At 32.7% G+C, this 26038-nt stretch carries 27 protein-coding genes; 8 read left to right on the forward strand and 19 right to left on the reverse strand.

Annotated features, from left to right (window positions below; translation table 11 throughout):
- Positions 1–470: 470 nt before the first annotated feature.
- Positions 471–1709 carry an ATP-binding cassette domain-containing protein gene (locus OM075_RS19740; RefSeq protein WP_301192273.1) on the reverse strand — a complete coding sequence of 413 codons (1239 nt, stop codon included), beginning with the start codon at positions 1707–1709 and terminating at the stop codon, positions 471–473.
- Between the two features lie 647 nt (positions 1710–2356).
- Between OM075_RS19740 and OM075_RS19745 the strand changes: the two genes are divergently transcribed.
- The 7 genes from OM075_RS19745 to OM075_RS19775 all read left to right on the forward strand — a co-directional run bounded on the left by OM075_RS19745 (position 2357) and on the right by OM075_RS19775 (position 7349).
- Positions 2357–3070, forward strand: coding sequence for a hypothetical protein (locus tag OM075_RS19745; RefSeq protein ID WP_301192274.1), 714 nt, complete (start codon positions 2357–2359; stop codon positions 3068–3070).
- A 351-nt stretch (positions 3071–3421) separates the two neighbouring features.
- Positions 3422–3877 carry a hypothetical protein gene (locus OM075_RS19750; protein WP_301192275.1) on the forward strand — a complete coding sequence of 152 codons (456 nt, stop codon included), beginning with the start codon at positions 3422–3424 and terminating at the stop codon, positions 3875–3877.
- Between the two features lie 245 nt (positions 3878–4122).
- Complete coding sequence (locus OM075_RS19755) at positions 4123–4533, forward strand: DUF8840 domain-containing protein (protein ID WP_301192276.1); 411 nt, start codon at positions 4123–4125, stop codon at positions 4531–4533.
- 6 nt (positions 4534–4539) lie between these two features.
- The gene (locus OM075_RS19760; RefSeq protein WP_301192277.1) at positions 4540–5196 is read left to right on the forward strand and encodes a hypothetical protein; all 657 of its coding nucleotides are present in this window, start codon (positions 4540–4542) and stop codon (positions 5194–5196) included.
- 15 nt (positions 5197–5211) lie between these two features.
- Positions 5212–5814, forward strand: a complete 603-nt coding sequence (locus tag OM075_RS19765) for a TlpA family protein disulfide reductase (protein ID WP_301192278.1) — start codon at positions 5212–5214, stop codon at positions 5812–5814.
- Positions 5814–6818, forward strand: coding sequence for a tRNA dihydrouridine synthase DusB (dusB, locus tag OM075_RS19770; RefSeq protein ID WP_301192279.1), 1005 nt, complete (start codon positions 5814–5816; stop codon positions 6816–6818). The genes OM075_RS19765 and dusB overlap by 1 nt, the downstream gene beginning before the upstream one ends.
- Before the next feature lie 3 nt (positions 6819–6821).
- On the forward strand, positions 6822–7349 hold the full coding sequence (locus OM075_RS19775; protein WP_301192280.1) for a methylated-DNA--[protein]-cysteine S-methyltransferase: 528 nt from the start codon (positions 6822–6824) through the stop codon (positions 7347–7349).
- Here OM075_RS19775 and OM075_RS19780 read toward each other — a convergent pair.
- The 12 genes from OM075_RS19780 to OM075_RS19835 form a co-directional block, all read right to left on the reverse strand.
- Positions 7338–7772: a hypothetical protein gene (locus OM075_RS19780; RefSeq protein ID WP_301192281.1), complete on the reverse strand. Its 435-nt coding sequence runs from the start codon at positions 7770–7772 to the stop codon at positions 7338–7340. The genes OM075_RS19775 and OM075_RS19780 overlap by 12 nt on opposite strands.
- A 60-nt stretch (positions 7773–7832) precedes the next feature.
- Positions 7833–9065 (reverse strand): ABC transporter permease, encoded by a 1233-nt coding sequence (locus OM075_RS19785; RefSeq protein WP_301192282.1) that lies wholly within the window; start codon positions 9063–9065, stop codon positions 7833–7835.
- 12 nt (positions 9066–9077) lie between these two features.
- Positions 9078–9905, reverse strand: a complete 828-nt coding sequence (locus OM075_RS19790; protein ID WP_301192283.1) for a class I SAM-dependent methyltransferase — start codon at positions 9903–9905, stop codon at positions 9078–9080.
- A gap of 2 nt (positions 9906–9907) precedes the next feature.
- Positions 9908–10246, reverse strand: coding sequence for a 30S ribosome-binding factor RbfA (gene rbfA / locus OM075_RS19795; protein ID WP_301192284.1), 339 nt, complete (start codon positions 10244–10246; stop codon positions 9908–9910).
- A gap of 73 nt (positions 10247–10319) precedes the next feature.
- Positions 10320–10571 (reverse strand): membrane protein insertion efficiency factor YidD, encoded by a 252-nt coding sequence (gene yidD / locus OM075_RS19800; protein ID WP_301192285.1) that lies wholly within the window; start codon positions 10569–10571, stop codon positions 10320–10322.
- Positions 10558–10971 carry a ribonuclease P protein component gene (locus tag OM075_RS19805; RefSeq protein ID WP_301192286.1) on the reverse strand — a complete coding sequence of 138 codons (414 nt, stop codon included), beginning with the start codon at positions 10969–10971 and terminating at the stop codon, positions 10558–10560. Before OM075_RS19805 ends, yidD begins: the two co-directional genes overlap by 14 nt.
- A gap of 91 nt (positions 10972–11062) precedes the next feature.
- On the reverse strand, positions 11063–11815 hold the full coding sequence (locus OM075_RS19810; protein ID WP_301192287.1) for a uroporphyrinogen-III synthase: 753 nt from the start codon (positions 11813–11815) through the stop codon (positions 11063–11065).
- Positions 11816–11852: 37 nt separating this feature from the next.
- Positions 11853–13094, reverse strand: coding sequence for a DUF4271 domain-containing protein (locus OM075_RS19815; protein WP_301192288.1), 1242 nt, complete (start codon positions 13092–13094; stop codon positions 11853–11855).
- Positions 13095–13159: 65 nt separating this feature from the next.
- On the reverse strand, positions 13160–13747 hold the full coding sequence (locus OM075_RS19820) for an LOG family protein (RefSeq protein WP_301192289.1): 588 nt from the start codon (positions 13745–13747) through the stop codon (positions 13160–13162).
- Positions 13748–13756: 9 nt separating this feature from the next.
- The gene (locus tag OM075_RS19825; RefSeq protein WP_301192290.1) at positions 13757–14197 is read right to left on the reverse strand and encodes a DUF417 family protein; all 441 of its coding nucleotides are present in this window, start codon (positions 14195–14197) and stop codon (positions 13757–13759) included.
- Positions 14198–14221: 24 nt separating this feature from the next.
- On the reverse strand, positions 14222–14599 hold the full coding sequence (locus OM075_RS19830; protein WP_301192291.1) for a YccF domain-containing protein: 378 nt from the start codon (positions 14597–14599) through the stop codon (positions 14222–14224).
- A 38-nt stretch (positions 14600–14637) separates the two neighbouring features.
- Positions 14638–15414: an SOS response-associated peptidase gene (locus OM075_RS19835; RefSeq protein ID WP_301192292.1), complete on the reverse strand. Its 777-nt coding sequence runs from the start codon at positions 15412–15414 to the stop codon at positions 14638–14640.
- 261 nt (positions 15415–15675) lie between these two features.
- On the opposite strand from OM075_RS19835, the gene OM075_RS19840 reads away from it, so the two are divergent.
- On the forward strand, positions 15676–16062 hold the full coding sequence (locus OM075_RS19840; protein WP_301192293.1) for a hypothetical protein: 387 nt from the start codon (positions 15676–15678) through the stop codon (positions 16060–16062).
- A 68-nt stretch (positions 16063–16130) separates the two neighbouring features.
- Here OM075_RS19840 and OM075_RS19845 read toward each other — a convergent pair whose 3' ends face one another.
- The 6 genes from OM075_RS19845 to OM075_RS19870 form a co-directional block, all read right to left on the reverse strand.
- Positions 16131–17150: a branched-chain amino acid aminotransferase gene (locus OM075_RS19845; RefSeq protein ID WP_301192294.1), complete on the reverse strand. Its 1020-nt coding sequence runs from the start codon at positions 17148–17150 to the stop codon at positions 16131–16133.
- Positions 17151–17383: 233 nt separating this feature from the next.
- Entirely contained in the window at positions 17384–19183 is a 1800-nt protein-coding gene (typA, locus tag OM075_RS19850) for a translational GTPase TypA (RefSeq protein ID WP_301192295.1), read from the reverse strand.
- Positions 19184–19485: 302 nt separating this feature from the next.
- A complete protein-coding gene (locus tag OM075_RS19855) occupies positions 19486–20805 on the reverse strand; it encodes an SPFH domain-containing protein (RefSeq protein WP_301192296.1) in 1320 nt (439 codons plus the stop codon).
- Positions 20806–20829: 24 nt separating this feature from the next.
- Positions 20830–23706 carry a M16 family metallopeptidase gene (locus tag OM075_RS19860; protein WP_301192297.1) on the reverse strand — a complete coding sequence of 959 codons (2877 nt, stop codon included), beginning with the start codon at positions 23704–23706 and terminating at the stop codon, positions 20830–20832.
- 285 nt (positions 23707–23991) lie between these two features.
- Positions 23992–25152, reverse strand: coding sequence for a PDZ domain-containing protein (locus OM075_RS19865; RefSeq protein WP_301192298.1), 1161 nt, complete (start codon positions 25150–25152; stop codon positions 23992–23994).
- Between the two features lie 169 nt (positions 25153–25321).
- Positions 25322–25981, reverse strand: coding sequence for a tRNA 2-thiocytidine biosynthesis TtcA family protein (locus OM075_RS19870; protein ID WP_301192299.1), 660 nt, complete (start codon positions 25979–25981; stop codon positions 25322–25324).
- Between the last annotated feature and the right edge of the window lie 57 nt (positions 25982–26038).

The following is a 26038-nucleotide window of genomic DNA, read 5'->3' on the forward strand; positions in this document are numbered from 1 at the left end:
CTAAAATACTAATCTACTGCGTTAAATTCTTCGAGTTAGCTCGCTAACCCTGCAAAATTTGCCTTATATATCAGTATTTTATGACAATCTGAATTATAAAATTTTAATCGAACTGAGGTTAATAGTTCCTTTTAAGATACAAATTTAAAAAGCCTGAAGAATATGAATAAAACAAGGATTATATTCAGGTAGAAAACAAAATTAGTGTTGGTTTTGTTTTGTAATTGATTCACAATAGCACTGATAAATAATATGATTGAATGTATGACAGCAATACCAATGTAAATTAAATAAGCACCAAGACCAGTTCCTCCTTTGGCATTATTCATAGAAAAATCAAAGTATAAGTAAAGGATGATAAATAGAATAATCAGAATAGAATAAAATTTAATTTGGGTATTTTTCATTTATTATCTCATTGAATGTTTATCAACTTTAACCTTTCTCCCTGTTCCCTGTTCCTTTCTCCTTTACTGAATCACTCCCACATATCCATCTCCACTATCTTTTAATTCAAAAATATTCTTAGGGTAAAGTCCTTCCTCGTGCCTGTGCGAAACGTATACAATAGCAGTGGAGCTTTCTGCAGAAATTTTTTGAATCAATTGAACCATTACAGAAGCACTATAGTCGTTTAATCCTGTAGAAGGCTCGTCTAAAATCAATAAAGGAGGATGTTTAATCATGGCGCGGGCAATTAAAACCATGCGTTGGTTAACCTGTGACAAGCGATTAAAGCGTTCGTTGGCTTTGTCGGCTAAGCCTAATAGCTGAAGCCACTGGCCGGCTAATTTTTTCTGAAGGTCGGTAGGTTTTTGGTATAATCCAACGCTATCTACCAATCCTGATATCACCATTTGTTCCACCGATTGGCTGCTATGAAAACGCTCAGTCATTGAAGGCGTAAAATACCCGATCTTTTCTTTTATGTCCCAAACACTTTCTCCACTACCTTTTTTTGTGCCAAATAAATAAATCGGCTGACCAAAAGCTTTTGGGTTATCACCAAAAATCATACTGAGCATCGTGGTTTTTCCGGAACCATTTGGTCCTACTAAATGCCAGAAATCACCAGGACAGATTTTCCAGTGGATATCTTTAATAATACTTCTTTCTTCGTAGTTCACACTTACACCTTGAAACTCAACCAATACATTCAGAATGTTTTCAAAAGGTTTAAGAGGAGATGGGATACAGGTATTTAAAAATGCCTTTTCTTTATGAAGATGAAGTTGCTCAAACTCATCTTTAGTATATATTTTTGAGTGCGTTTCGTTTTCAATAAATAACACTTCTGAAATAAAAGGCATAATATCATGATGGCGCTTAAAAATCTGAACGATAGGAGTGTGTGTTGCAATAAGCATCAGCTCCTGCTTTAAGGCTTCAACCGATTGTATATCCAGACAATCAAAAGGATTATCAAGAACAATAAATTCAGGTTTCAGGCTCATCAAATATTTTAGCAAAGCCTTTTTTTGTTCTCCACTACTAAAAGTTCTGATACTTCGGTTTGGGTCACCAGATAATACAAATTGATCGTGCGTAACCTCTTCATCAATCAATTTATCAAGCGTAATATTTGAGAACAGTATTCCTTTTTTACCATCCAGCTCTTTAATTTCTCCGGCTCCCTTAATTAAACTTTGTATGTACTTCCCTTTCATCGAAAGAGAGTTTCCTTCTATGGCGTAGTGTTTCAAACTCATTGTAAACTTTAATATGAGGCAAAGATATACAAAGTAAAATAGCCCGAGTAGTACAAAACCTCTCAATTATTGTGTTTTTTATAGAGATGATTAAAGTAGATGCTACCTGATTCAATACCTCTATTACAATAAGAAAACTTTATTGAAACAGAATTGGATGTTACGTACCCAAAAATGTAAGTTCCCGTGGTAACTTGCAGTTTTGGGTGCGAAATATGGTATTTGAGGAACGTAACTTTCAATTTCGGTTTGGTAACAAGCGGTTTCCGGACTGTAACATGTATTTCCGGTCGGTAACAAGCAGTTTTGTCTCTGTAACATGCTTTTCCGGATGGTAACATTCAATTCTATCTCCGTAACATTGAATTCTACCTGCGAAACATCCATCTGCGCACCGTAACATGCAGTTTTCCTGCGTAACATGCATTACTACCATGGAAACATCTTCTTTTCTGGAAAAATGATAATATTTTATTTAGGGTAATAATAATTTAATTGCGAAGTGTAAAAAATAACATGTGCATTTGTGAATATATAGGGGTTAAGGTTTAAAAAAGCTTATAAAAGTGCAATAGTTTGGGTAAAATGGATGAGGTTGTTTGAAAAAATAATAATTTTGAATCTTCAATCTTAAAAAAAGAGTAATTATGAATTATCTGGAGTCGGCAGTTGTATTAAAAAAGTTAATCGCACATACCAATCATAAATTATTACAAATAAATAATAAAGCGATCGTTGAGCCTAACTTAATGATGATTCGTACTAATTTTGGCAAAGAGGTTGAAATTAAAATGGAGGCTTTTACCAATGACTTTGTAAAAAAACAGTTGGGGCAATATGAATCTGAGGCTTTTGTAATTACAGATTTTGTTACAACAAAGCAGGAAGGACAGGAGTTAACTTATTTTCTGTATAAAGGTTATCATCAGTTATTTCATATGGGATTGGTATTTTTTCAATTAGTAAATAAAGAAACTTTTGCTCCGATTGGTAAATTAGAGTTTAGTAACATTGAAGACAATATTTTTTATCAGGTAACGAGTCCTGATTTTGAAGAAAGTTCATGTAATGCCATTGAAACAAAAGAAACAACGGTTAAAAATCCTGCTATTGCATTTTTAATTGGCAATATGAATGAAGAACGTTTATTGTTTGATATCAACCGATTGATATACGAAACCGCCAACAACGTTCAAAAGCATAAAAACCGTCACTTTAAAATACATCTTCAAATAAGCAAGTTTGGAGGAAAACCATCAGAAGACTTTCTTAAGAAGATAGAAGATATAAAGGATGATGTAACAAATTACATTAAACCCGCATATCCAAATTCTACCTTTATTTTTGATTTGGAGAATTAAGAAGATTAAAACCTGACAGCGTCGTAGACCTGTCAGCGTTTAAAAGAATATATAAATTGAAAATTTGTTTGTCAGTTGTTTATACTTACTAAACTGGTTATGAAGTAAAGTGCTAATATTTTTACTCTACCACTTTATACTGGCTCTGATTATTTTATTAAATTCAATAGTCGAATTAATAAAATAAAATATGCTAAACCTGATACTTAACCCCGGAAAGTTCTATCATATATATATAATCGGGGTATAAATAGCTGTAATCTTTTTGAAGAAGAAAAAAATTATCATTATTTCCTTCATTTATATGATAAATATATAAGCCCTATTGCAAATACCTACGCATGGGTTCTTATGCCAAATCATTTTCATTTCCTTGTTTATATCAAGGATAATTTAGTTTATAAATATTCAATAGATCAGATTAATAGTCAAGATGTTAATGTTAATGTTAATGTTAATGTTAATGTTAATGACGCTGTCAGGTTGGAATTTAAAAAATGGGAAACGTTATCAAAATCAGACAGCGTTGCAGACCAGTTAGCGTTAAACAATAACAAAATACCCAATCCCACTTCACATTTTTCTCACCTCTTTAATTCCTATACTAAGTACTTCAATAGGTTTCATGGACGTCATGGAGCCCTCTTTGAAAGACCTTTTAAAAGAAAACAAATTGATTCAGATGAATATTTAAAACAAGCAGTAATATATATTCACAATAATCCAGTACATCATTCTTTTGTTTCTCATCCAATAGATTATCCTTGGAGTAGTTATTTAACCTGTGTTTCAGATAAAAAAATCTAAATTAAAACGTGAAAAAGTGATTGGGTTATTTGATGATCACGAGAATTTTATTCATAGTCATCAATTAGGAATGAGTTGTGATGATAAATTATTTCTATAAATATTATCATTAATCAATAAGCGATTTTAAACCAAGCTTCTCTATAAATGAATTATATCTTGCATCATTTAAACTTATTATCTTCCATTCTATTGAAGATTTACATCATTTTTTCCCAATTTTGCCCTTTCAAAATTGAAATGAAATGGCAGAGGGAAAAATCATGAACCTGGAAGAGTTACATTTTCTAGGTATTAAAGTAGTTTACAAAGATTTAATAGATAAGGGATACGAGGTTTTAAATGTAAGAAAAGAGTTAGATGTTAATCCGCAGATTCTTGCTAAAAAAGATGACCAGTTCCATATGGTGTTGGTAAAAACAGGCTACTATCCTGAAATGGGAATTATTCTTCCTGATATTATTGAACAAGTAAAAGAGCTTGGAAAAAAGCATCACTCAGAATGTTGGTATGCCAGCGTTGGTATTGCCAATGCAAATGGAACTACAGAAGAAGAAATGGCAAAACCTGTGGTTGATGGTGAGTATTATATCAATTATCAAGGGTTAATTCCTTTTCCTAAAGATGCATCTGCATATACAAATTCTAAAGAATAGTACTTTATGCAACAGTTGAAAGGATTTTTGGATCTTCTGAAGAAAAACAGAATTATCATTTATGTAATGTTGGGTTTAGCTTTAACCATGCAGGTGTGTAGTATTGCTAATCCTGGGCCGGAAAAAGTAGAAGAAGGTTATTCTGAGAATGCTGTTTCTCAATATTCTGAACAGCCTTTACAACAACCCGAAGTTGGCGAAAAACCACAGACTTTTAACTTTAATTCTTTGTGGTTAATGTTAGTTGTTACATTGGTGTTTTATGTGGCCAAAAGAAAAGGATGGTTAGATAAAATTATGCCACAGTTGGTAATTTTCAGAGTAGGTCATTATAAAGTGAAGTCGAATGGAAATCTGGCTCTTCGTGTTTTTATTATCAATCAAACAAAACGGGATATAACTTTTAATGCACCAAGCATTCAGTTTTACAAAGGGTCATCAAAAAGAGAGTTTGCCATTAAAAATATTGGAGGTCACAACTATTTTCCATTGACATTAATGCCGGGTACAGGACATAAATTTACGATTGATGCTCAAAAGTTTTATAACAATGTAGATGGTTTAAACGATTATAAAACAATCGCAATGCAAATATGTACCAATACAGGTAAATGTTATAAAAGCATAAAATGGCCGGCTTCTTTAGCTTTTAGAAAATTGTAAAAAAGATCACCATCAATGAAGTTTTTTTTTAAAGATCAATGGAAAAAATATACAAAGAGAAAGACTAAAGCCGGAATTGTGCTCGACTTTCTTTTTCTCATCTTATTTATTTTATTGATAATTCCATCAACAAGATTACCAATTAGTTCTTTTGTGATACGATATACCATGTCGTCACCAAAGGAAGAAACGGATAAGGTGACTTTGAGTGAGAATGATTATAACTGGCAATATTCAGATCTTAATCAAGAAACGTATTCATTTTCTGATTTAAAAGGGAAAGTTGTTTTTCTTAATTTTTGGGCTACTTGGTGTCCTCCTTGTGTTGCTGAGTTTGCTGCTATAGATCAACTTTATCTTAATTATAAAAATGATGTTGCCTTTGTTTTGTTGAGTAATGAAACAAAAGAAAAAATAGAGAATTTTGTAAACAACAAAAATTACGAGGTTCCTGTTTATAAAATGATAGAGCGCGCTCCTGATGTATTAAGTTCTAATCAATATCCACATACTGTTATTCTTTCAAAAACAGGTGAAATTGTAGTTAAAAAGGATGGTGCTGCAGATTGGAATAGTGATCAGTTTAAAACCTTGTTAGACAAATTAATTGCTGAGTAGTGAAGATTGGAAATTTAGAGTTAAGAGAAAATCCACTTTTGTTGGCTCCTATGGAGGATGTGACTGATCCTTCGTTCAGGTTGTTGTGTAAAAAATATGGTGCGGATCTGATGTATACTGAATTCGTGTCGGCTGATGCTTTAATTCGAAGTATAGAGAGTACCCAGCGAAAACTTAAAATATTTGATGAGGAACGTCCGGTTGGTATACAATTGTACGGAAAGGATATTGATGCGATGGTTGAGGCTGCAAAAATTGCAGAAGAAGCCAATCCTGAGTTAATTGATATCAACTTTGGCTGTCCTGTAAAAAAAATAGCCACAAAAGGTGCTGGTTCTGGCATGCTTAAGGATATTCCGAAAATGGTTGAAATGACCAGGAAAATTGTGGAGGCAGTTAAATTACCAGTTACTGTAAAAACTCGTTTGGGTTGGGATGAGAGTTCTAAAATTATTGTAGAGGTAGCAGAGAAACTTCAGGATACAGGAATAAAAGCATTAACCATTCACGGTAGAACCCGTGCTCAAATGTATAATGGAGATGCGGACTGGACCTTAATTGGTGAAGTAAAGAACAACCCTCGAATGCACATCCCAATTATAGGTAATGGTGACCTGACAAATCCTAAAAAGGCAAAGTTGTATTTAGACAGGTATGGTGTAGATGCTTTAATGATTGGCAGACCATCTATTGGTCGCCCATGGATTTTTAAAGAGGTACGCCATTATTTGGATACAGGAGAGCTGTTGGAACTACCTAAAATTCCTGAACATGTTGAAATGATCAGAGAGCATTTAAATAATAGTATTGATTGGTTGGGAGAAAGAAGAGGAATTCTGCATATGAGAAGACATCTTGCTATTACATTTAAAGGTTTAAGAGATTTTCGTGACTTGAAAATAAAGATGCTTCGTGCGAATACTGCAGATGAGGTTAATCAATGCCTGGATGAAATTAAGGAAACCTATGCAGATTGTGTTTCTATTGTTGAAACCATGGATTAATCAATGGAAGAAAATATTTTAGTTAAGGAATATCATTCGCCGGCAGGTGTTTTGTTGGTAGGTTCTTTTATGGAAGAACTTTGTTTGTGCGATTGGAGATATCGTAAAAAACGTGATTTGATAGACCGAAGACTAAAGAACGGATTGCAGGCCGGATTTCAATACGGGAATTCAGCAATAATCCAGGAAACTATACGTCAGCTTGAGGAATACTTTGCAAAACAACGAACTCAATTTGATCTGCCGTTAAAGTTAATTGGAACAGATTTTCAGAAACTAGTCTGGCAGGAGTTAATAAAAATTCCTTTTGGACAACGCTTAACGTATCTTGATTTATCCAAAAGGTTAGGTAATGAAAAAGCTGTTAGAGCTGTTGCCTCCGCAAATGGCGCGAATGCTATTTCAATTATTATTCCCTGCCACAGAATAGTTGGATTAAATGGCAAGATGGTTGGTTATGCCGGAGGATTGGATGCCAAGAAAAAACTTCTTGCTTTAGAATCCAGAGTTACCCAAGGTTCATTCTTCTGAAAAAACAAATTCGTGTTTCAGATTTAATAATTGCTCTTCTGCTTGCTTTTCAGATACATCAAGGTCTAAAGTAGCTAATGCATGTTGCAATGTAGAACAATACTTATATCTGAATTTATCTGATTGAAGACAGTTTTTATAAATGTGGGAATGCGCAGTAGATATCGGGGTATCTACAAGTAGAACATTAAGGTAATCTCTTTTATATACTTCTCGTCTTAATTTAGCCATCAAATCAAGACATTTAGGAACATTGTTTGTGTTTAAACCACGTATGTCTGATAGCATTTTATCAACAGTATTCCATTCCGGACATTGAACAAGCGTTTTTGAGTATTGCGTGTAACAATCAATGTCAAAATCCCCTGTTAATTTATGGACGATTAAGTTTTCTTCAGGTATAATTTGAAATTTAATTTTCATTTAAAAAAGTTAGTGTGTTAAAAACGAACTAACAAAATTAATAAAACTAACCTTTAAGATTTAGTAATTTTCGTTAAAATATTTACCAACAATAATTTTAACCGGATATAAAGCAGCAAAAAAGCCAATGGTAGTAACCGTAATTAACGAATAAAAAATATCCGGAATCTCAAGCGCAACGGGATATGCATCAACAACAAAATTGTTGCCTCCACTGAACTTGATTAAGCCAAAATGCTGTTGTAATAATACTAATACAATACCAATTAACAGTCCTGCAACCACACCTATTAATGAAATTAACCATCCTTCAACCAAAAATATGCGGGTTACCATTTTTTTATTGGCTCCAATACTTTTTAAAATCTTAATGCCTTCTTTTTTATCAAATATCAGCATCGACATGGTGCCAATTAAATTAAAAGTTGCAATGATCAGTATAAAGCAAAGAATCAGGTAGGCCATAATTCTCTCCACTCTCATCATTTTATAAAAACTGGCATGCTGCTGATGTCTGTTCTCAACTTTAAGCCCTGATCCTAAAATGCCTTGAATCTTTTCCTGAATATTCGCTGAATCGCTGCCTTCTTTTAAGCCAATAGCAAGTGAAGTTACTTCAGTGTCTTTATAAACAAAAAGTTTACGAACAAGGTCTATATCCACCAAAAGATATTTTGAGTCGTATTCCATTTGTTTAACAAGGAAGATACCTTTCGGATGTATGTAGTGTGTGTTAAAAGCTTCGTTGGGGCGGTTTAAATTAATTCTTTTGTTACGTTGTGGTACGTAAATTAGCAGAGGTGTCAGGAAAGCAACACGAACATTAAGCTGGTCGGCTAAAACATAACCAATGGCACCTCCAAATCCTTGTTTATCCCTCAGGTTAAATTTCCCTTCAACAATAATGGAATCAAGTTGTGTGACTTCTCGAAATGTTGAATCAACACCCATTACCATGGCGGTAACTTGTCTGTTATTATACTTTAACAGGGCGTTGTCTTCAATAACCGGACTAACCTTTATAACACCATCCAGTTCTTTGATTTCTTTTATTTTAAGAGAATCCGTCGAAAAGAATTTTCCCTCAACTGCGGTTACTTTAATGTCAGGGTCAAAGGATCCGTATAAACTTCCTATTAACCCGTGAAGACCATTAAAAACGGAAAGGATAACCAATAAAGCAATCGTTCCAACTGAAACTCCAATTATTGAAATAGTGGAAATTACATTAATAATACCTTTTGATTTTTTTCCAAATAAGAATTTTAATGCTATTTCAATAATAAGCTTCATAAAGGAGAATAATTATTTTATGGCTTTTACTAATAATCCTGTCCCTGTTTTGTGTTTTATTTTTACATCAATAAAATTAAGTATAAACGAAATAGGGAATGTAATGATATAATAAACAGGTAAAATAATAAAAAATAATTTGGAGAGGTTAAGCATCATTATAGGAAATTTCATAGATAATTTCCAAGATATTTTTCCTGGCCATCCATAAGTGTAATGCGCCACAACATTCTTGAAACCTGCCTTTTGTAGCTTTTGTTTTATTTCCTGAATATTATAACCATCTCTAACATGTTCATCAATAAATCCGGTTACACCATCTTCGTGTTCAACTTCGTGATGGTGAGCATCAGATCCACCCTGATCGCTTGGTGTAGATATAATCATCATTCCTCCGCTGATCATAGCATTATGGATATTTTTAAATACGCCTTCGTCATCCTCAATGTGTTCCATCACATCCACAGAAATAACCAGGTCGTATTTATCCACTTCTTCAAACTTTGTTAGATCAGCATATTCAAAATGAACCTTTTCGTTTCGTTTAATCTTAGTAAAAAATTGATTACAATCCTCAATCTGTTCCGTTTTTACATCTAAACCTGTAATATTCCAATCTTTATTTAGCGATGACAAGAAATAAACGTACTGGCCAAATCCGGAACCTGCATCTAAAACATTGATGTCGTTTCCCACTTTTTTTGACCATAGTTTAATTTCTTTACGAATATGCCATGCTCTGAGTAGTAATAAATCAAGTAATCTGTAAAACAATATTCTTAAAAAAGGAGTTCGGTTAAATACCTTTCCTAAGCTTTTTTTGATCGGATCGTATTGCATTCTTATTTTTTTAACAAGCGGTCAATGTTATCAATATAGTCAAGAGAATCATCAATATAAAATTGAAGCTCAGGTACAACTCTTAATTGTTTACCAACTCTTAAACCTAAATTTCTACGAATAAGAGAATTGTGATGATTAATTTCAGCGAAAATATCCTCTTTTTTACCAGATGGGAATATGCTGATGTAGATTTTAGCATTACCTAAATCAGGAGATATGCGAACCTTGCTTACAGATACCATAGCTCCTAATGTAAGATTTTTAGCTTCTTTGATAAAAATCTCACTCATTTCCTTCTGTAATAATCTGGATACCTTTTTTTGTCTGGTCGACTCCATATTTTTGTTTTTATTTTGACGTACTAAATTATACTTTTTAATTGAATTATTTACATTTCGATTTTTAGGGGTTCTAAGGAACCGGATCATGCCCGTGTCCGCCCCATGGATTACAACTTAAAATCCGTTTAATAGCCAGATAACTTCCTTTTATCGGACCATGTTTTTTTAGCGCTTCAATAGAGTATGCTGAACAGGTTGGGGTATATCTGCATGATGCACCAAGCATTGGTGAAATAGCATGCTGATATATTTTTATGGGTATGATTAATATAAAAACAATTCCAGCAATAATGACTTTATATAACCATTTAATCAGTTGCATGATCAGACTCTTCGCTTAATACTTTTTGTAATTTAATCAACGATTTCTTAATACCTTTTTGTATGGAAGAATAACTTTGTTGTTCTCCTGAAATATAAACACAGGCAAAGATGATTTGTTGATTGGTTTCTTTTAGAAATGTATTAAACTCATTGCGGTTTAATCTGTATGCTTCTCTGCACCTTCTTTTCAAAAGATTACGATGTACGGCTCTTTTAAACCTTTTTTTTGATACGCTAAATAGAACCTGAGAATTGGTTTCATCTGGTAATTCTGTAGCATGATAAACTACTCTAAAAGGATAGCAAATAAAAGAGTTTCCCTCAGTAAAGAGTTTCTCAATTAAAATATGGCTGCATAATCGATCTGATTTAGGAAACGAATAATCCGAATGTGCCATTGGTATAAAATAAGTGCTATTTAGCTGTGTGTTCCGAGATAAAAAAAGGGCATTTAAAAATGCCCTTTTAAATATATATGATTCTAATAATCTATTTATTAGCCTTGTTGTGCTTTTTAATAAATTGTTCCAGGGCCATAGTCATAGATGGAGCCTGAGGCATTGGAGCCTGTATGTCTAATCTATAACCAGCTTCTTTAACTGCTTTTGCAGTAGCAGGTCCAAAAGATGCAATTTTAGTATCTTTTTGATCCCAACCAGGAAAGTTTTGTAATAAACTGGCAATTCCTGATGGACTAAAAAATACAAGGATATCGTAATCAATATCTTTAAGGTCACTCAAATCACTGCTAACAGTTCTGTAAAGAATAGCCTTTGAATATTTGATTTTATTTTTGTCAAGTAAATCTGGGATTTCTTGCTTATGGATATCTGAAAGTGGCACAAGATAGGTTTCATCTTTGTGTTTTTTGATGATTTCAACCAAATCAGGAAACTTTCCTGTTGAATGAAAAATCTTGCGTTTTCTGTAAACAATATATTTCTGTAAGTAATAAGCAGTTGCTTCGGAGATACAGAAATACTTCATAGTGTCAGGCACAGTTACTCTCATTTCTTCAGCAACTCTAAAAAAGTTGTCGATAGCAGTTCTGCTGGTAAAAATAACGGCCGAATGGTCTAAAATATTTACTTTTTGGGCACGAAACTCCTTCGTAGGCACACTCTCAACTTGAATAAACGGTCGAAAATCAATTTTTACATTGTTTTTCTCTGCCAATTCAAAGTAAGGAGATTTTTCTGTTTGTGGTTTTGGCTGGGAAACCAGTATTCTCTTTATCTTCAAAACGATATCTCTTTTAGTTTCTTACATCGCAATATGCCTATCTAATTAAAATGTTGTAAATAATAATTAAAGGCAAAATTTCTAGGGCACAAAGATACAAAAACATGTAAAATAAAGAAGCTACATTTTTCAAAATTATTGCTAAACCTCTAAATAATTGTATAAAATACAAAGAAATGAAAATTACCCCTCCAATTTTGAATAAAACAGGAACAATTTCTGCTTCAATGTATGGAACTACTATGATAATTGGAAGTATTGCTATGGCAAAAATCTTATTATTAAGAAAATTGAAGAAAAGATACTCTTTAGTTTCAGGCTTTGTTTCGAAAACATATGCAACAAAACGATATAATGCTACTTTAGTCATTCCAAATGCTATAATAAGCAACATGAATGCTGGAATCAGAAATAAACTCTGGTTAAATATTGTTTTTAAATGATAGTAGTTAATGATTTGATAAAGAAATATTGATGCGTTAAAAAGAAACAGTCCGTTTAAGATAAAAGCAGGAGTTCGATAATGTAAGTTGACTGTTTTTTGCATTTTTCTCGCATTTTGCGAAAATATCAAAGCAGCGAACAGTTCTCTTAAATATTTATAATTGGTGAATCGTAAAAAACCTGTTACTGCTACAGCAAGCAATATCAACCCTGAAAGTATATCCTTATCTATATTTTTATGTTCTTTAAAAGGAAGAATAGAGGGAACTTCAATCAGAGTTTGAGTTGAGTCTTTCTTAGTGGCCAGATTATTTTGTGCAATTTCTGTTATTTGAATACTATCTTTAATTTCTTGATTTGTAACCTTAATAGTATCCGAGTTAGAAATATTTGTTTCTGCAATATTTTTAATTTCAGATACATGGCTTGTCAATAAAGTGTCTTGGGGTAAGGTGTTGTCAATTACCAAAGATGAGTTATCAACACTTAGTACGTCTTTAGTATTTATGTTTAACCAGGTTTTATTACTTAAAGGAATTGGATTTAAGTAATCATGAACAATAGTCTGCTTAAGAATATTTGATTCAGTTTTTCTGGTAATCAGATTGAAATTTACGGAGTCTTCAGGTGTTGGAACAAATGTTTTAGGTTTTGCTTCAACTTTAACTTTTTTCTGCGTTTGAGTAAATCTTTTAGGAGTTTCTGGAATAGCAAGTAGTTGAGGTTTATTAACTTTCAGGTTTTGTGCATCACTATTTAAAGTAGATGATTCACTACTTGTTTCACTTGTACTATCTTGATAAGCAATATATTCCCAATTTTCTTCCAGGTTCATTCTCAAAACTTTTCTGCAAAAATAGTAAAATAGTGTCGTTTCTTAATTTGAAATAATCATGAATCCTAAACTGCGGCAAATTTAAAGGCATCTACACTCCATGAACTTGAAGATTCAATGGCAGGAATTACTTCTTCTGGTGTATCAACAACAGTCCATAACTCTTTGTGCTCAGGTCTCATAAAATTCTCATCAATAGTTTTTTGTAGCATCTCTATTAATGGGTTGAAAAAACCTTTAGTGTTTAACAGAATCACTGGCTTCGTAAAAAGACCAAGCTTTTTATTCGAAAGTACTTCAAACAATTCTTCCAGAGTTCCGGTTCCTCCTGGTAATGCAATAACTGCATCCACATCTTTCACCAATAACTGTTTTCTTTCTGCCATGGTGTCCACATGAACCATATCTTTTACACCCTTGTGTTCCCACTCAACCTCAACCATAAACTTAGGGATGATTCCTATAATTCTGCCATTTGTTTGGAGCATGGAATTTGCAATAGCCCCCATTAGACCTACAGCTCCACCGCCGTAATTCATGGCAATATTATTTTCAGATAAAATTACGCCCAGTTTTTCTGCGTCCTCTATGTATGCACCATCAACCTTTGTGCTCGATGCACAAAATACACATGCCTTATCTATTTTTCTCATACAATTTCTTTATAAACTATCGCTTACACACCATGCTGCAGCCCCAAATAATACAAAATCTTTTAAAATAGTTTGACCCGCTTTTGAAAGCTCTGGAAAACCATATCCCACTTGCCAAACAACGTTCGATGTAAAAAGAAGTGACAAACTTAATATAAACATTAAACACGCTGCAACACCTCCCCAAAAAGAAAGTGACTTTGATATTGGTTTGAGTAGAATTAATAGTCCAATAAGTATCTGTAAATAAGCTACTATATGATTTAATGCATAGGGTGTTAAATATTTTAAAATAAATGAAATGTGTCCTCCGGATATAAGCTGATGAGTATAATCGGCTTCAGAATTTTTAAATTTTAAAAAGCCAAGCCAAATAATAATAAAGCCTAATCCATATCGAAGAATAAATGTTCCAATTGTCTTTAATAGTTTGCTTAAAAAATTTTTCATCTAAATTTGGGAGTGTTTGGGTTGTTAATTCTTATATATGATATCTCTGCCAAAAGGAGATAGTGCTACTCCTGCTAACTTAAAATGTTGTTTCCCAAATGGAATACCAATGATAGTTATGCTTAATACAATTCCCCAAAAAACATGAGTTAATGCGATCCATATACCACCAACCAATAACCATATAATATTCATCAAAAGAGACAGGCATCCGTCTGCTCTGGATGTAACCACAGCCTCTCTTCCAAAGGGCCAAAAAGCTAAGCTGGCTAGTTTTAATGATTGTAGACCAAATGGAATTCCAATAATGGTAATCATTAATACGATACTGCTTATCAAATATTCCATTGCAATCATAAATCCGCCAAAGACCAACCAAATAATGTTGCCAAATAAATTCATAATTTTTTGTTTCGAATATAACCAATATCTATGTAAGTTTAAGATAATAAACCTGTAATATTTAATTCTGGATATTCATAAGGGTATGAAACTTCGATATAATTACCAACGTAATTTTTTCCTCTTAATGGTTTAACCGGATGAGCCTTTAAGTTTAAATAATCGTTATTTTCCGTAATGTCTTTTAATATTTGTGCGATGGGTGTAGGTGATAACCAATTGTTAATTTGTGCACTATTTATTAAAAGTGGCATACGACTTTCTGATAATTTGGGATTGTTATGAATAGATTTCATAATACCCTGAGCTTTTGTGGTAATTATACTTACCGTATTAAGTACATATCCATGAGTGGTATTCCAGCTATCCCATAAGCCACCAATTAGCATGGGTTCATCAGTTTTGTTGTAAATGTAAAATGGATACTTTTGATTGTTTTGATGATGATGTTCGTAAAAACCGTCAATCATAACAATACATCTTCGTTTATTCGATGATGATTTAAAACTTGGTTTTGTATCAATACTTTCAATTCTTGCATTGATTGTCTTATTCTGAATTTGAGAAGCCTGTTCTTCATTTTTTGTCCAATAAGGAATTAATCCCCACTGAAATAACATTGGTTTAATTTCCGGTTTCTTTATGAAGCATAAAAGATTTGGATGCATAAAACCTGAGGCATGATAGTGTGGTGATAAGTTAGTGGTCAGGATATTTAAATCAGATTCTATTTTTTTGATCTCATCAACAGATTCTCCTAGCCTTTTTGCATAATTTAATTTTTTTTGAGTTAGATATTTTACGTCGTAACACATTTTTTACTTTAAGATATTGTTTTCGGTGAATAAAATCAATGGTTTGTATTTTTTTGGCCTTGTAAATAATGAATATTTCAGAAAAGTTTGAAGTGATTGTAAATGAGATATATCTCAATATTGTTAGGTTTAAGATTGATCAATGTAGATTATAACTATATGTAAAACACTGTGAATAGCAAGAGCTATGATAATTTTTATCTAACAAATATTAACAGAAAACACCTCTTTTCTTTATGGCATTTTTTATAATTTCGCAACATGATTTATATTGTTGTATTAATTATAGTAGCTCTTATTATAGCCTGGTTTGTATCAAATAAGGTTAAAGGTAAGGATGAAGTTGAAGAAGAGGGGAGAGAGGTTCCTGCTGATTGTTGCGGTGCACATGAAGTTTGTGAGGCTGATAGCTTGTTGAGTTCGAGTGATAATATAGAATATTATAATGATGAAGAACTGGATAGGTTTAGAGGAGTTACTCCCAAAGGCTATTCAGATGAAGCCATAGAGGAATTTAGAGACGTTTTGTATACGCTAAAAGAAAGGGAGGTAGCAGGTTGGATGAAGAGTATTCAGTTGCGACAAATTCAGTTGCCAGAAATCATTAGAGAAGAAGCTTTAATGATTGTTGAGGAAAGAAGAGTGTAAGATAGAATGATAATAATAGAAAAGGCGGAGTAAACAATTACTCCGCCTTTCTTTGTATGGTCTTTTAGCTATTCAATAATAGTAACCCAACCATGAGTGTCAGGTTCATCACCATATTGGATGCCTCTAAGTTTGTTGTATAATTTTGTGCAGGTAGGACCAGCAACATTAGGATCTCCAAATGTGTAAGAAATATTCTTATCAATATCATCAATCTCACCAATAGGACTAATCACAGCTGCCGTACCACAAGCTCCAACTTCATCAAATTCGCTTAGTTCCTCGAGTAAAATTCGACGTCTTTCAATTTCAAGCCCCATGTCTTCGGCTAATTGAATCAAACTCATATTTGTAATACTAGGAAGTATTGATTCAGAAAGTGGTGTAATATATTTGTTGCCTTTAATTGCAAAGAAGTTAGCAGGACCAGCTTCGTCAATATATTTATGTTCTTTACTATCTAAGTATAATACTGAAGAATAACCACCATCATGGGCAATTTTTCCAGCACGCATACTAGCAGCATAGTTTCCACCAACTTTTAAATGTCCTGTACCATGAGGAGCAGCTCTGTCAAAGTTTCTGCTGATCATTTGCTTTGTAGGTTTAAAGCCTTCTTTAAAATAAGGACCTACTGGAGTTACAAATACAATAAAAGTATATTCTTCAGATGGAGAAACACCAACTTTAGGACCTGACCCAATTAATAAAGGACGAATGTATAAAGCAGCTCCTGACTCATAAGGAGGAACATAATCAAGATTGAGCTCAACAGCGCGGACGACAGCTTTAGTGAAAAGTTCAGTAGGAACCGGTTGCATTAAGATTCCATTGGCAGAGTTTTGGAGTCTTTTTGCATTTTCATCCATTCTAAAGATTCTAATTTTGCCATCTTTACCTTTAAATGCTTTCAGACCTTCAAAAGCTTCCTGACCGTAATGAACACATGTTGCTGCCATATGGATTGTTAACGCTTCAGAAGTTGTTTCTTCTAATTCGCTCCATTGGCCATCTTTGTAGTAGCTTCGTACGTTATAATCTGTTTTGATATAACTGAACGACAGTTTTGCCCAATCAATTTTGCTCATGAAACAATGATTAATAAATAAACTAATATGATTTTACCAGTATAAATCTAAAATGTTTTTCACAATATAAATATGATGAATCACAACTTTAGATATATTCTTACAAATGTCCGAATCCTTTTTTATTAAAAAAAGTTTGAATAGTTAAATGATTAAAAAAAAGCCGCATCTTTTTTGATGCGGCTCGCTGCTAACTCGAAAAACAGCAAATCAATAAATAATTTCTTAGTTATTTATTGCTTTGCTAAACGCTTCCGTTCATGTTCTTCAAGATATATTTTACGGATTCGTATGGCTTGAGGAGTTACCTCTACATACTCATCACCCTGAATATATTCTAATGCTTCTTCCAATGAGAAGATAATTGGTGGAGCTAATTTAACTTTTTCATCCGAACTTTGAGTACGCATGTTAGTCAATTTTTTCGTTTTGGTAATATTAATAGTTAAATCACCTTCACGATTATTTTCTCCAACAACCTGTCCTTTATATATTTTTTCTTGTGGAGATACAAAGAATTTACCTCTGTCCTGAAGTTTATCTAATGCATAAGGAATCGCAGCTCCGTCTTCCATTGCAATTAATGAGCCGTTTAAACGCTTGTTGATTTCTCCTTTGTAAGGTTGGAATTCAACAAAACGGTGGGCCATAATAGCTTCTCCTGCGGTAGCTGTTAATAATGAATTTCTTAAACCGATAATACCTCTCGATGGAATATGGAATTCAATTACGATACGCTCTCCTTTGCGTTCCATGTTAAGCATTTCACCCTTACGTAACTGTACCATTTCAATGGCTTTACCAGAGTACTCGTCAGGTAAGTCAATAGTTAATTCTTCAACAGGTTCGTGCTTAATTGCTGCAATCTCTTTGATGATTACTCTAGGCTGACCAACTTGAAGTTCATAACCTTCTCTACGCATGGTTTCAATTAAAACCGACAAGTGAAGTACACCACGTCCGTATACGTTCCATGCATCAGCAGAACCGGTTTCTTCTACACGTAAAGCCAAGTTCTTTTCAAGCTCAGCATCTAATCTGTCTTTAATATGACGAGAAGTTACAAATTTACCATCCTGACCAAAGAAAGGAGAGTTATTGATAGTGAAAAGCATACTCATTGTAGGCTCATCAATAGCAATAGGATCTAAAGCTTCTGGATTTTCAATATCAGCAACAGTATCACCAATATCAAAATTATCTAAACCGATAAGAGCACAAAGCTCACCACATTTTACTTCGTCAACTTTTGTACGTCCTAATCCATCAAAAACATTAATTTCTTTAATTTTTGTTTTTGAAATAGAACCATCTCTTTTTACTAAAGAAACTTGTTGGTTTGTTTTTAAACTACCTCTATGAATTCTTCCAATCGCAATTCTACCAGTATAAGGAGAGTGGTCAAGTGAAGTAATTAACATTTGAGGAGTACCTTCATTTGGTTCCGGAGCAGGAATATTTTCAATAACCGCATCTAAAACAGGAGTGATATCTTCAGTTTGTTTTTTCCAATCAGTACTCATCCAGCCATTTTTAGCTGAACCGTAGATTGTAACAAAGTCAAGCTGTTCTTCAGTTGCGCCAAGGTTAAACATCAGGTCGAATACTGCTTCCTGAACTTCTTCAGGACGACAGTTCTGTTTGTCAACCTTGTTAATAACTACAATTGGTTTTAAACCTAAACCAATCGCTTTTTGAAGTACAAAACGAGTTTGAGGCATAGGTCCTTCGAATGCATCTACTAAAAGTAGTACACCGTCAGCCATGTTTAAAACACGTTCAACTTCTCCACCGAAATCGGAGTGACCAGGGGTATCGATAATGTTAATTTTAGTATCCTTGTACATTACCGAAACGTTCTTAGAAAGGATAGTAATACCTCTTTCTCTTTCTAAATCGTTATTGTCCATGATTAATTCACCAACTTCCTGGTGATCTTTAAAAAGTTTTCCGGCCAATAACATCTTGTCAACCAATGTAGTTTTACCGTGGTCAACGTGCGCTATAATTGCAATATTTCTTATATCCTGCATAACGTAATAAAAATGAGGGTGCAAAGGTAGCGTTTATTTTGCTTTAAATGATTAAGTTCCTGTAAAAAGAGTTTTAAAAACTGTTGATTTAAGGGTTTTTAACCAAAATGTTTATTTGATTTTTATGATTTTGTCATTAGAGAAAGAATGACCATATTCTTCAGAGCTGCAGTTTTCTAGCAAGGATCTTATCTGTTTTATGCTCAATTTAAGAAAAGTATTTTGTATATGACTTTGGTTAAAGATAAAAAAAAGAGGAAAATGATCACATTTTCCTCTTTTCTGAATTTATAATAACTAAATTATTTTTTTGTAGTCTGTAATTGTTTTGCCATTGCAGCACCAATTAAACTTTCAAGTGGAGTGCCTCCTTTTGAATCTCCTCCAATAATCATGGTTTGCGGGAAATTGATTTTAGCAATTTCTGCAGCAACTTTTACATCGCGATCCAGTTCCATTTGGAGCTTAACTTCAGGAGTAATACCAGCTTGTACTTTTTTAGAAATTTCGTATGCTTCAGCATCTGCTGTTACTTTTTTCTTTTGAGCATTTAAACGTTCTGTTTCAAGTGCAATTGCGGCTAGTTTTTTATTGGTTTCTTCCTGCTTCAATTTGGTTTCGATAGCAATAAGAGCTTTAACCTGTTCTTTTTCCTGTGCAACACGTTCAGCAGCCTTATCTCTTTCTCCTTCAGCAATAATACGTTGTTGAGCATCTTTGGCAGTTTCAACTTTTTGTTGTTCTAACTGACGTTTTGCAGATTCATCACGTTGTGCTTCCAAACGCTGTTTAAATGTAGCTTCCAGTTCAATATTATCAACTATTACCTGAGAAACAATAATCTTATTTTCGCTCAACTCATGTTTTATGCGTTTAGGAATCCCATTTTCTAATACCTTATTTACTTCATATGAAGTTTGTACTTCCTTTATTACACGGCTATCATCATCCTGAATATCGGAATAAACGGTATCACGGCGTTCTATTTTTTCAACAGCATAAGCACCACCTTTTAGTTGTTCTTCAAAAGCCTGTCTGAAACTTTGTGCTTCTCCTGAAATATAATCCTGAGCAGCAAACATATAAGCTGTGTTTACTAATTGCTCTTTTACAGTTGGTACTATTGTATTGTTAACCAAGTTGCTCATGGTTCTGAACTTTACAGCCAAATTTATAAAGCTTTCGGCATCGCGAGGTAATTCAAAACGTGTAGATACATAACCTTTTGCTGTTACCTGATCAATAAAACGTAATGGAATTGGTTTCATAATACCTTCCACTTCCTCTTCATCAATTTCAATACCTTCACCAATAACTTTAACGTCAATAAATTTTTGCCATTTATCAATTTTGGCAAATCCTCTCCACTTAATGCCCTGTTCCATTACCGCGCTCATATTACCAGTGGGAGATACCAATAGGTAATTAAAACCTCTGTCGGCAAAAAAGAAAAGTGATTTTGTAAGCATTAGTATTATGCCAACTGTAATTAAAATGGTTCCATGTATTTTTTGAATGCCTTTTAGCCATTCTGGAAATCGGCTATTGCTTTTTTCTATTTTAGATATTACAAAAGCAGCGAAACCTGCTAATAGCACTAAAAAGCCAAGAAATGTAATCATAGGTGTTTTGTTTTAAATTGTTTTTTAGTTAAATACGTCTTTTTTATCTAGTTCCTTAACATTACCAAATTGATGAAGCTTTTCGAAATCAATTCTTTTTTTGTCTCCAACAATCGTAATGATAATTTTTTTGTCTTTGATGTATTTGTTGTAGTAGGCTAATACATGATCAAAATTCATCTCATCCACCCTGGAATATAGGAGTTTGTTTGGATCTTCATCACAACCAACATACTGCCAATAAGGAATGCTGTTGGTAATATTTCTAAAGCCAGGGCGTTTACTGTTCATGGATTGTTTAATACTTTCCTTAATAATATCCATCCTTTCTGGTTTTTGTGGCATATTGTTGATTAAATCAACATAGGTTTCTAAAGCTTCAATCGTTTTATCGGCCTGAGTGCTCATAATGCCAGTGAAGAATGATGGGTGATTTTTTGAAAATGGTGTTTGACTGTATCCGTATGCGCTGTATGCTAATGATTTAAACTCTCTTATTTCCTGAAAAACCAGTGAGGACATATCTCCACTGAAATATTCATTGAATAATTTTTGATCCCAATAATCAGCAGTGTCATTTTTGTTACTGATCACATATAAACTTATATGTGATTGAACGGCATTTTTATCATTGATAAAAAACACCTCGTTTTCAGTTGGTTTGATTTTATCTTTTACAAAATACCTATTACCTTTTTGTAGATGGGAAGTAAATGTTAATTGTTTAGTTGTGATACTCTTAAATTCTTCAGGAGATAAGTTTCCGCAATAATGTAGTTCGCAACTATTACTGAATACGTTTTTAGTAAGAGCAATAAGACTGTCTAAAGAAATAGTTTTGATCTGTTTTGCAGTAATATCGTTAAGGTAATATGAATTTGTTTTGTATAATGCATATTCATCAAGAGCTTCTGATTGTGAATCAAGATCCTTAAGCATCATTTTTTTATTCATTTTTCGGTCTCTTATTAGTTTTATCTTTTCAGAGTCTTTTAAAACCGGATCTGTAATAAGGTCATTTATTAGTTTTAATGTTGGATTAAAATTTTTCTCTAAACCAGATATGTGTAAAGTAAAATTAGTGCCATTAGCGTTGGCATAAAAATCAGCTCCTAACTTTTGTAATTCCTTTTTAAAATCAGAATAGGCAAACTCTTTGGTGCCGCAATAACTAATAATTTCGTCAGCTAAATCATTTTCAATGTTTTCATTAGTGCCCGCATGAAATTTAATATTTAGCGAAAAAATATCATTAATAGGATTTTTTGATGTATAGTATTCGGCACATTCATTTAGTTTACCTTTATTAAAATCAATTCCTTCTTCTGTAAAATGAGGTATAACTTTTTCACTTGGCAATTCCTTAATCATTTTGGCATACTCCGATTTAGCTTCCGTGTTTTGTGGTTTTACTGGTTTGTATGCTGGCTTTTTGATCTTATCTTTTTTAGGAAAACCCATTTTTGAGTAAAATGCCAGGTAATTGTCACCATAATACTTTTTAGCAGTCTCAATAATTTCATCTTTGGTTATGGCGTTTAAATGGTCTGCATATTTTATTTCATCGTCCCAATTTTTGTTGTACACAAAAGCATCCATTAGTGCAATTGTTCTGTTTCTGCTATCTTCAATTTCTCTTTCTTTTTCAGAAATCATTTCAAGTTTAACGGCATCAATCAAGTCGTTATTAAAATCGCCTTGTTTTAATTTGTTTATTTTTTCCAGAATTAATTTTTCGGTTTTCTTTAACGACTGACCAAATAGTTTGGGAACCATGATAATAAGCGTACTTCCTAATTCCTCAAAATTCAGGTTTTCAACCTGTGCTTCCATTAATTCATTGTCATTAACAAGCTCGTCCAGTAATCCGGTATAGGAATAGTTGGATAATATCCTGTTACATAAATTAATTTTTAATTCATCAGGATGTCCTATGGGTACGGTTCTAAAACCTAGTACACCAACTTTTATAGGAAGTAATCTTTTATTGACCTGTTCTCTGCCATTAAAAGGTATTGCTTTTATCTCATCTTCCTGAGGTAAATCTTTGGCCTTCCAATCTCCAAATTTCTCTTCAATCATTGGTTTAACTGCCTTTGCATCAAAATCCCCTGTTAAAATTAATGCCATGTTATTAGGCACATAGTATTTTTCGTAATACTCACGCATCTTGCTTAATGAAGGATTTTTTAAATGTTCCGCATACCCGATAACCGGATTTGCATAAGGCGTTTCCTGATATAGTTCTTTTAAAAGAGCTTCCAAAAATGAGCTAAACATATTGTCAGCATACAAGTTCTTTTCTTCGTAAACAGTTTCCAACTCTGACTGAAATAATCGGAAAACCGGATTTTCAAATCGATGAGAGTATATTTCCAGCCATTTTTCCATTTCTGTTTGTGGAAATGAGTTTAGATAACCGATATATTCGTAACCTGTAAAAGCATTTAAATCTTGCCCTCCCATTTGACTGATAATTCGATCAAATTCATTGGGTATTGCATAGTCAGATGCCTCAAGGGAAAGTTGATTAATCTTTAATTGTATGGTTTCTCTTTCTTTACTATCTGTGGTCTGTCCTAATTTGTCGTATTGAGCTGCAATACTATCTAAATATACTTTTTCTTTAGTATAATCAGTTGTCCCAATTTTGTCAGTTCCTTTAAACATGATATGTTCAAAGTAATGGGCAATACCAGTAGCATCCTGAGGATCTCTTTTACTTCCTCCTTTAACAGCAACCATTCCCATTACAGAAGAGGTGCTATGATCTTCGTTTAGATAAATTGTAAGTCCGTTAGCTAAAGTATATGTTTCAACTTTTAGAGCCGAAGGAATTTCTTTAGCGTTAATACTAATGTAAAACAGACAGAATAAGGTGATTAAAGTTTGTTTGAACATTGGTTAAATTTTAAATATAAGTTTGAATTTGTTTTCTTTGGGTGTATTGTGAAGATAATTTAAAACAGTCAGGAACTGACAAATTATGAATAGTTTAGTTAATAGCATAAGGTTATTAAAGTTGGTTTATAGCAGTAAATATCTCTTAAATAAAAAGAGTTTATGTTCAATGGTAATTAAATGAATCAAATATAATTATTTGGATTAAAAATTCAAATATTTGAACAAAATGATTAAATAATGAATGCTTTTTAATTGCATAATGTATTGTTAGAATATAGTATTCTAAATGATTTTTTGCTTGGTTAAGTGGTAGGCTTTAATTTTGTTTGAAGCATCTTTAATTGTAATATCAAGAAACTCTTTATTCAATTCCGTCCTTATCAAAGATGATATCTCACATTTACTTTTATTTTGTAATAACTTTTTAATATCAAAATTATTTAATGTTAATATCTTGTCACCAAGTTTGATTCCGTTTTCTTCAGCAGATGAATTATTCCATAAAAAAGATATGATTATATCACTATCTTGATAATCAAATTTGAAACCGTATGTATAGAAATGACTACTTGTAAAATTTTTACTTATTTGCTTCAAATACATTTTCTTTTTAGGGAAATCAAATATAGTTTCAAAATAGTTGAAAAATTCAGTGCCAATACTCCATATTTTATCATTACTCACGAATGCTACAGGATCTTTAATTGAAAAATTTCCAATTTTAAATTCTTCAACTTTAATTGCTTTACAACACGTGTCTTTGGTTAAAATTGTCTTAGCTACAACTCCCATTCCTTCAATAGAATTAACAATTGGGATGTAATCTAGGAACATGTTATTAACTTCTAGAAATCCATTGTAACCTGTATCAAATAAGGATGTTGCAATAGGAAGACCAAATTTCACTTCAATAAAAGGATTATCTTTATATATAATATTAAGCTTTGAAAATTCATCAATATTAGAGAAATCAGATAGTTTAGTAGTGATATAAAGACTAGATTCTGTCAATTTACAAATATATTTCCGAAGTATATCTCCTCCAATAATACCAACAATATTGGGGACGGATACGATATCTAAGTTATTATTATCCCAAATATCTACTTTATGCTTTGGGGTAACAAGTTCCCCTAGTGAAATATTTAATACCGCTTCGCCAACAATTATTTGTTGCATATTTGTACCATCAGCGTATTTTGTTACTTTCTTTTTATATGATAGATTTGTCAATTCAACAATGCTAGAATTTATTACAGATACCTCTGTTCCTGTATCTATTAGAAATCTACCATTAATAGGAATGTTATTTATAGAAATATTTGTAGCAAAGTATAAACCATTTTCCTTGTGAATGCTAATCTTGTATGGCGTTGCAAAACAAGTTAGTTCAAGTAGTAAAAAGCCTAATAATGTTGTAATTAATTTTATTGGATTATTCATTTGGATAAAGATTATTTGTTTAATAGGTGTAAAATACCTCTTTTTTATGTAATTACTTAATTTAAAAGAGGTATAGTGTTTTATAAATGTTCATAACATCATTATTAGAATTTTCTCCCAGATTCATCGTTATTTAGGTTTCTAATTTCTGTAAAATGTTGTAATTAAACTATGATGGCAGGTAATCAGAATCAATATGACTCATAGATTTAAATAGATTGATTCTTGCCTGAACATTTAATTTCTCAAACTGATTAATCCACTGTCTGGCTTTATTTCTGTAGGTGTGGTCTTCGTAAGGACATTCCTTTTTTAAAGAAACAAATTGTTTAATTCTGGCATATTCTATCATTTCTGCATTTGTATTGTAGATTAAAGGACGTATTACATTAATATTTCCATCAAACATAGATAGGGTAGGAGGAATGGATGAAATATTGGCATGCATAACCATATTCATTAGCAATGTTTCAATGGCATCATCAAGGTGATGTCCAAAAGCAACTTTTTTAAATTGATTTTTCTGGGCGAAATCAAAAAGCTCTTTACGACGATTCCATGAACAAGTAAAGCATGGTTTTTTATTTGGTTTTTCTTCGATTCCTGCATAAGTTCTGATGATATGTAAGTGCACATCCAGTTGCTCACAAAATTTGGTTAAGAATTCCTGATCAATTTCATAAGGAACATCTTTAGTAATAATATGTACAGCATGCAATTCATAGGAGATAGGAAGAAATTTTCTTCTTTCTGATAAGATATCCAGTAAGGAAAGCGAATCTTTACCTCCGGATACAGCCACAAGAATTTTATCATTCTCTGCTATCATCTGATGATGGTTTATGGCATCTCCTGATCTCTTGATTACTTTTCGCAGGAAATTTTT

It is taken from the genome of Plebeiibacterium sediminum, assembly GCF_026013605.1.
Lineage (GTDB): Bacteria > Bacteroidota > Bacteroidia > Bacteroidales > Marinilabiliaceae > Saccharicrinis > Saccharicrinis sediminus.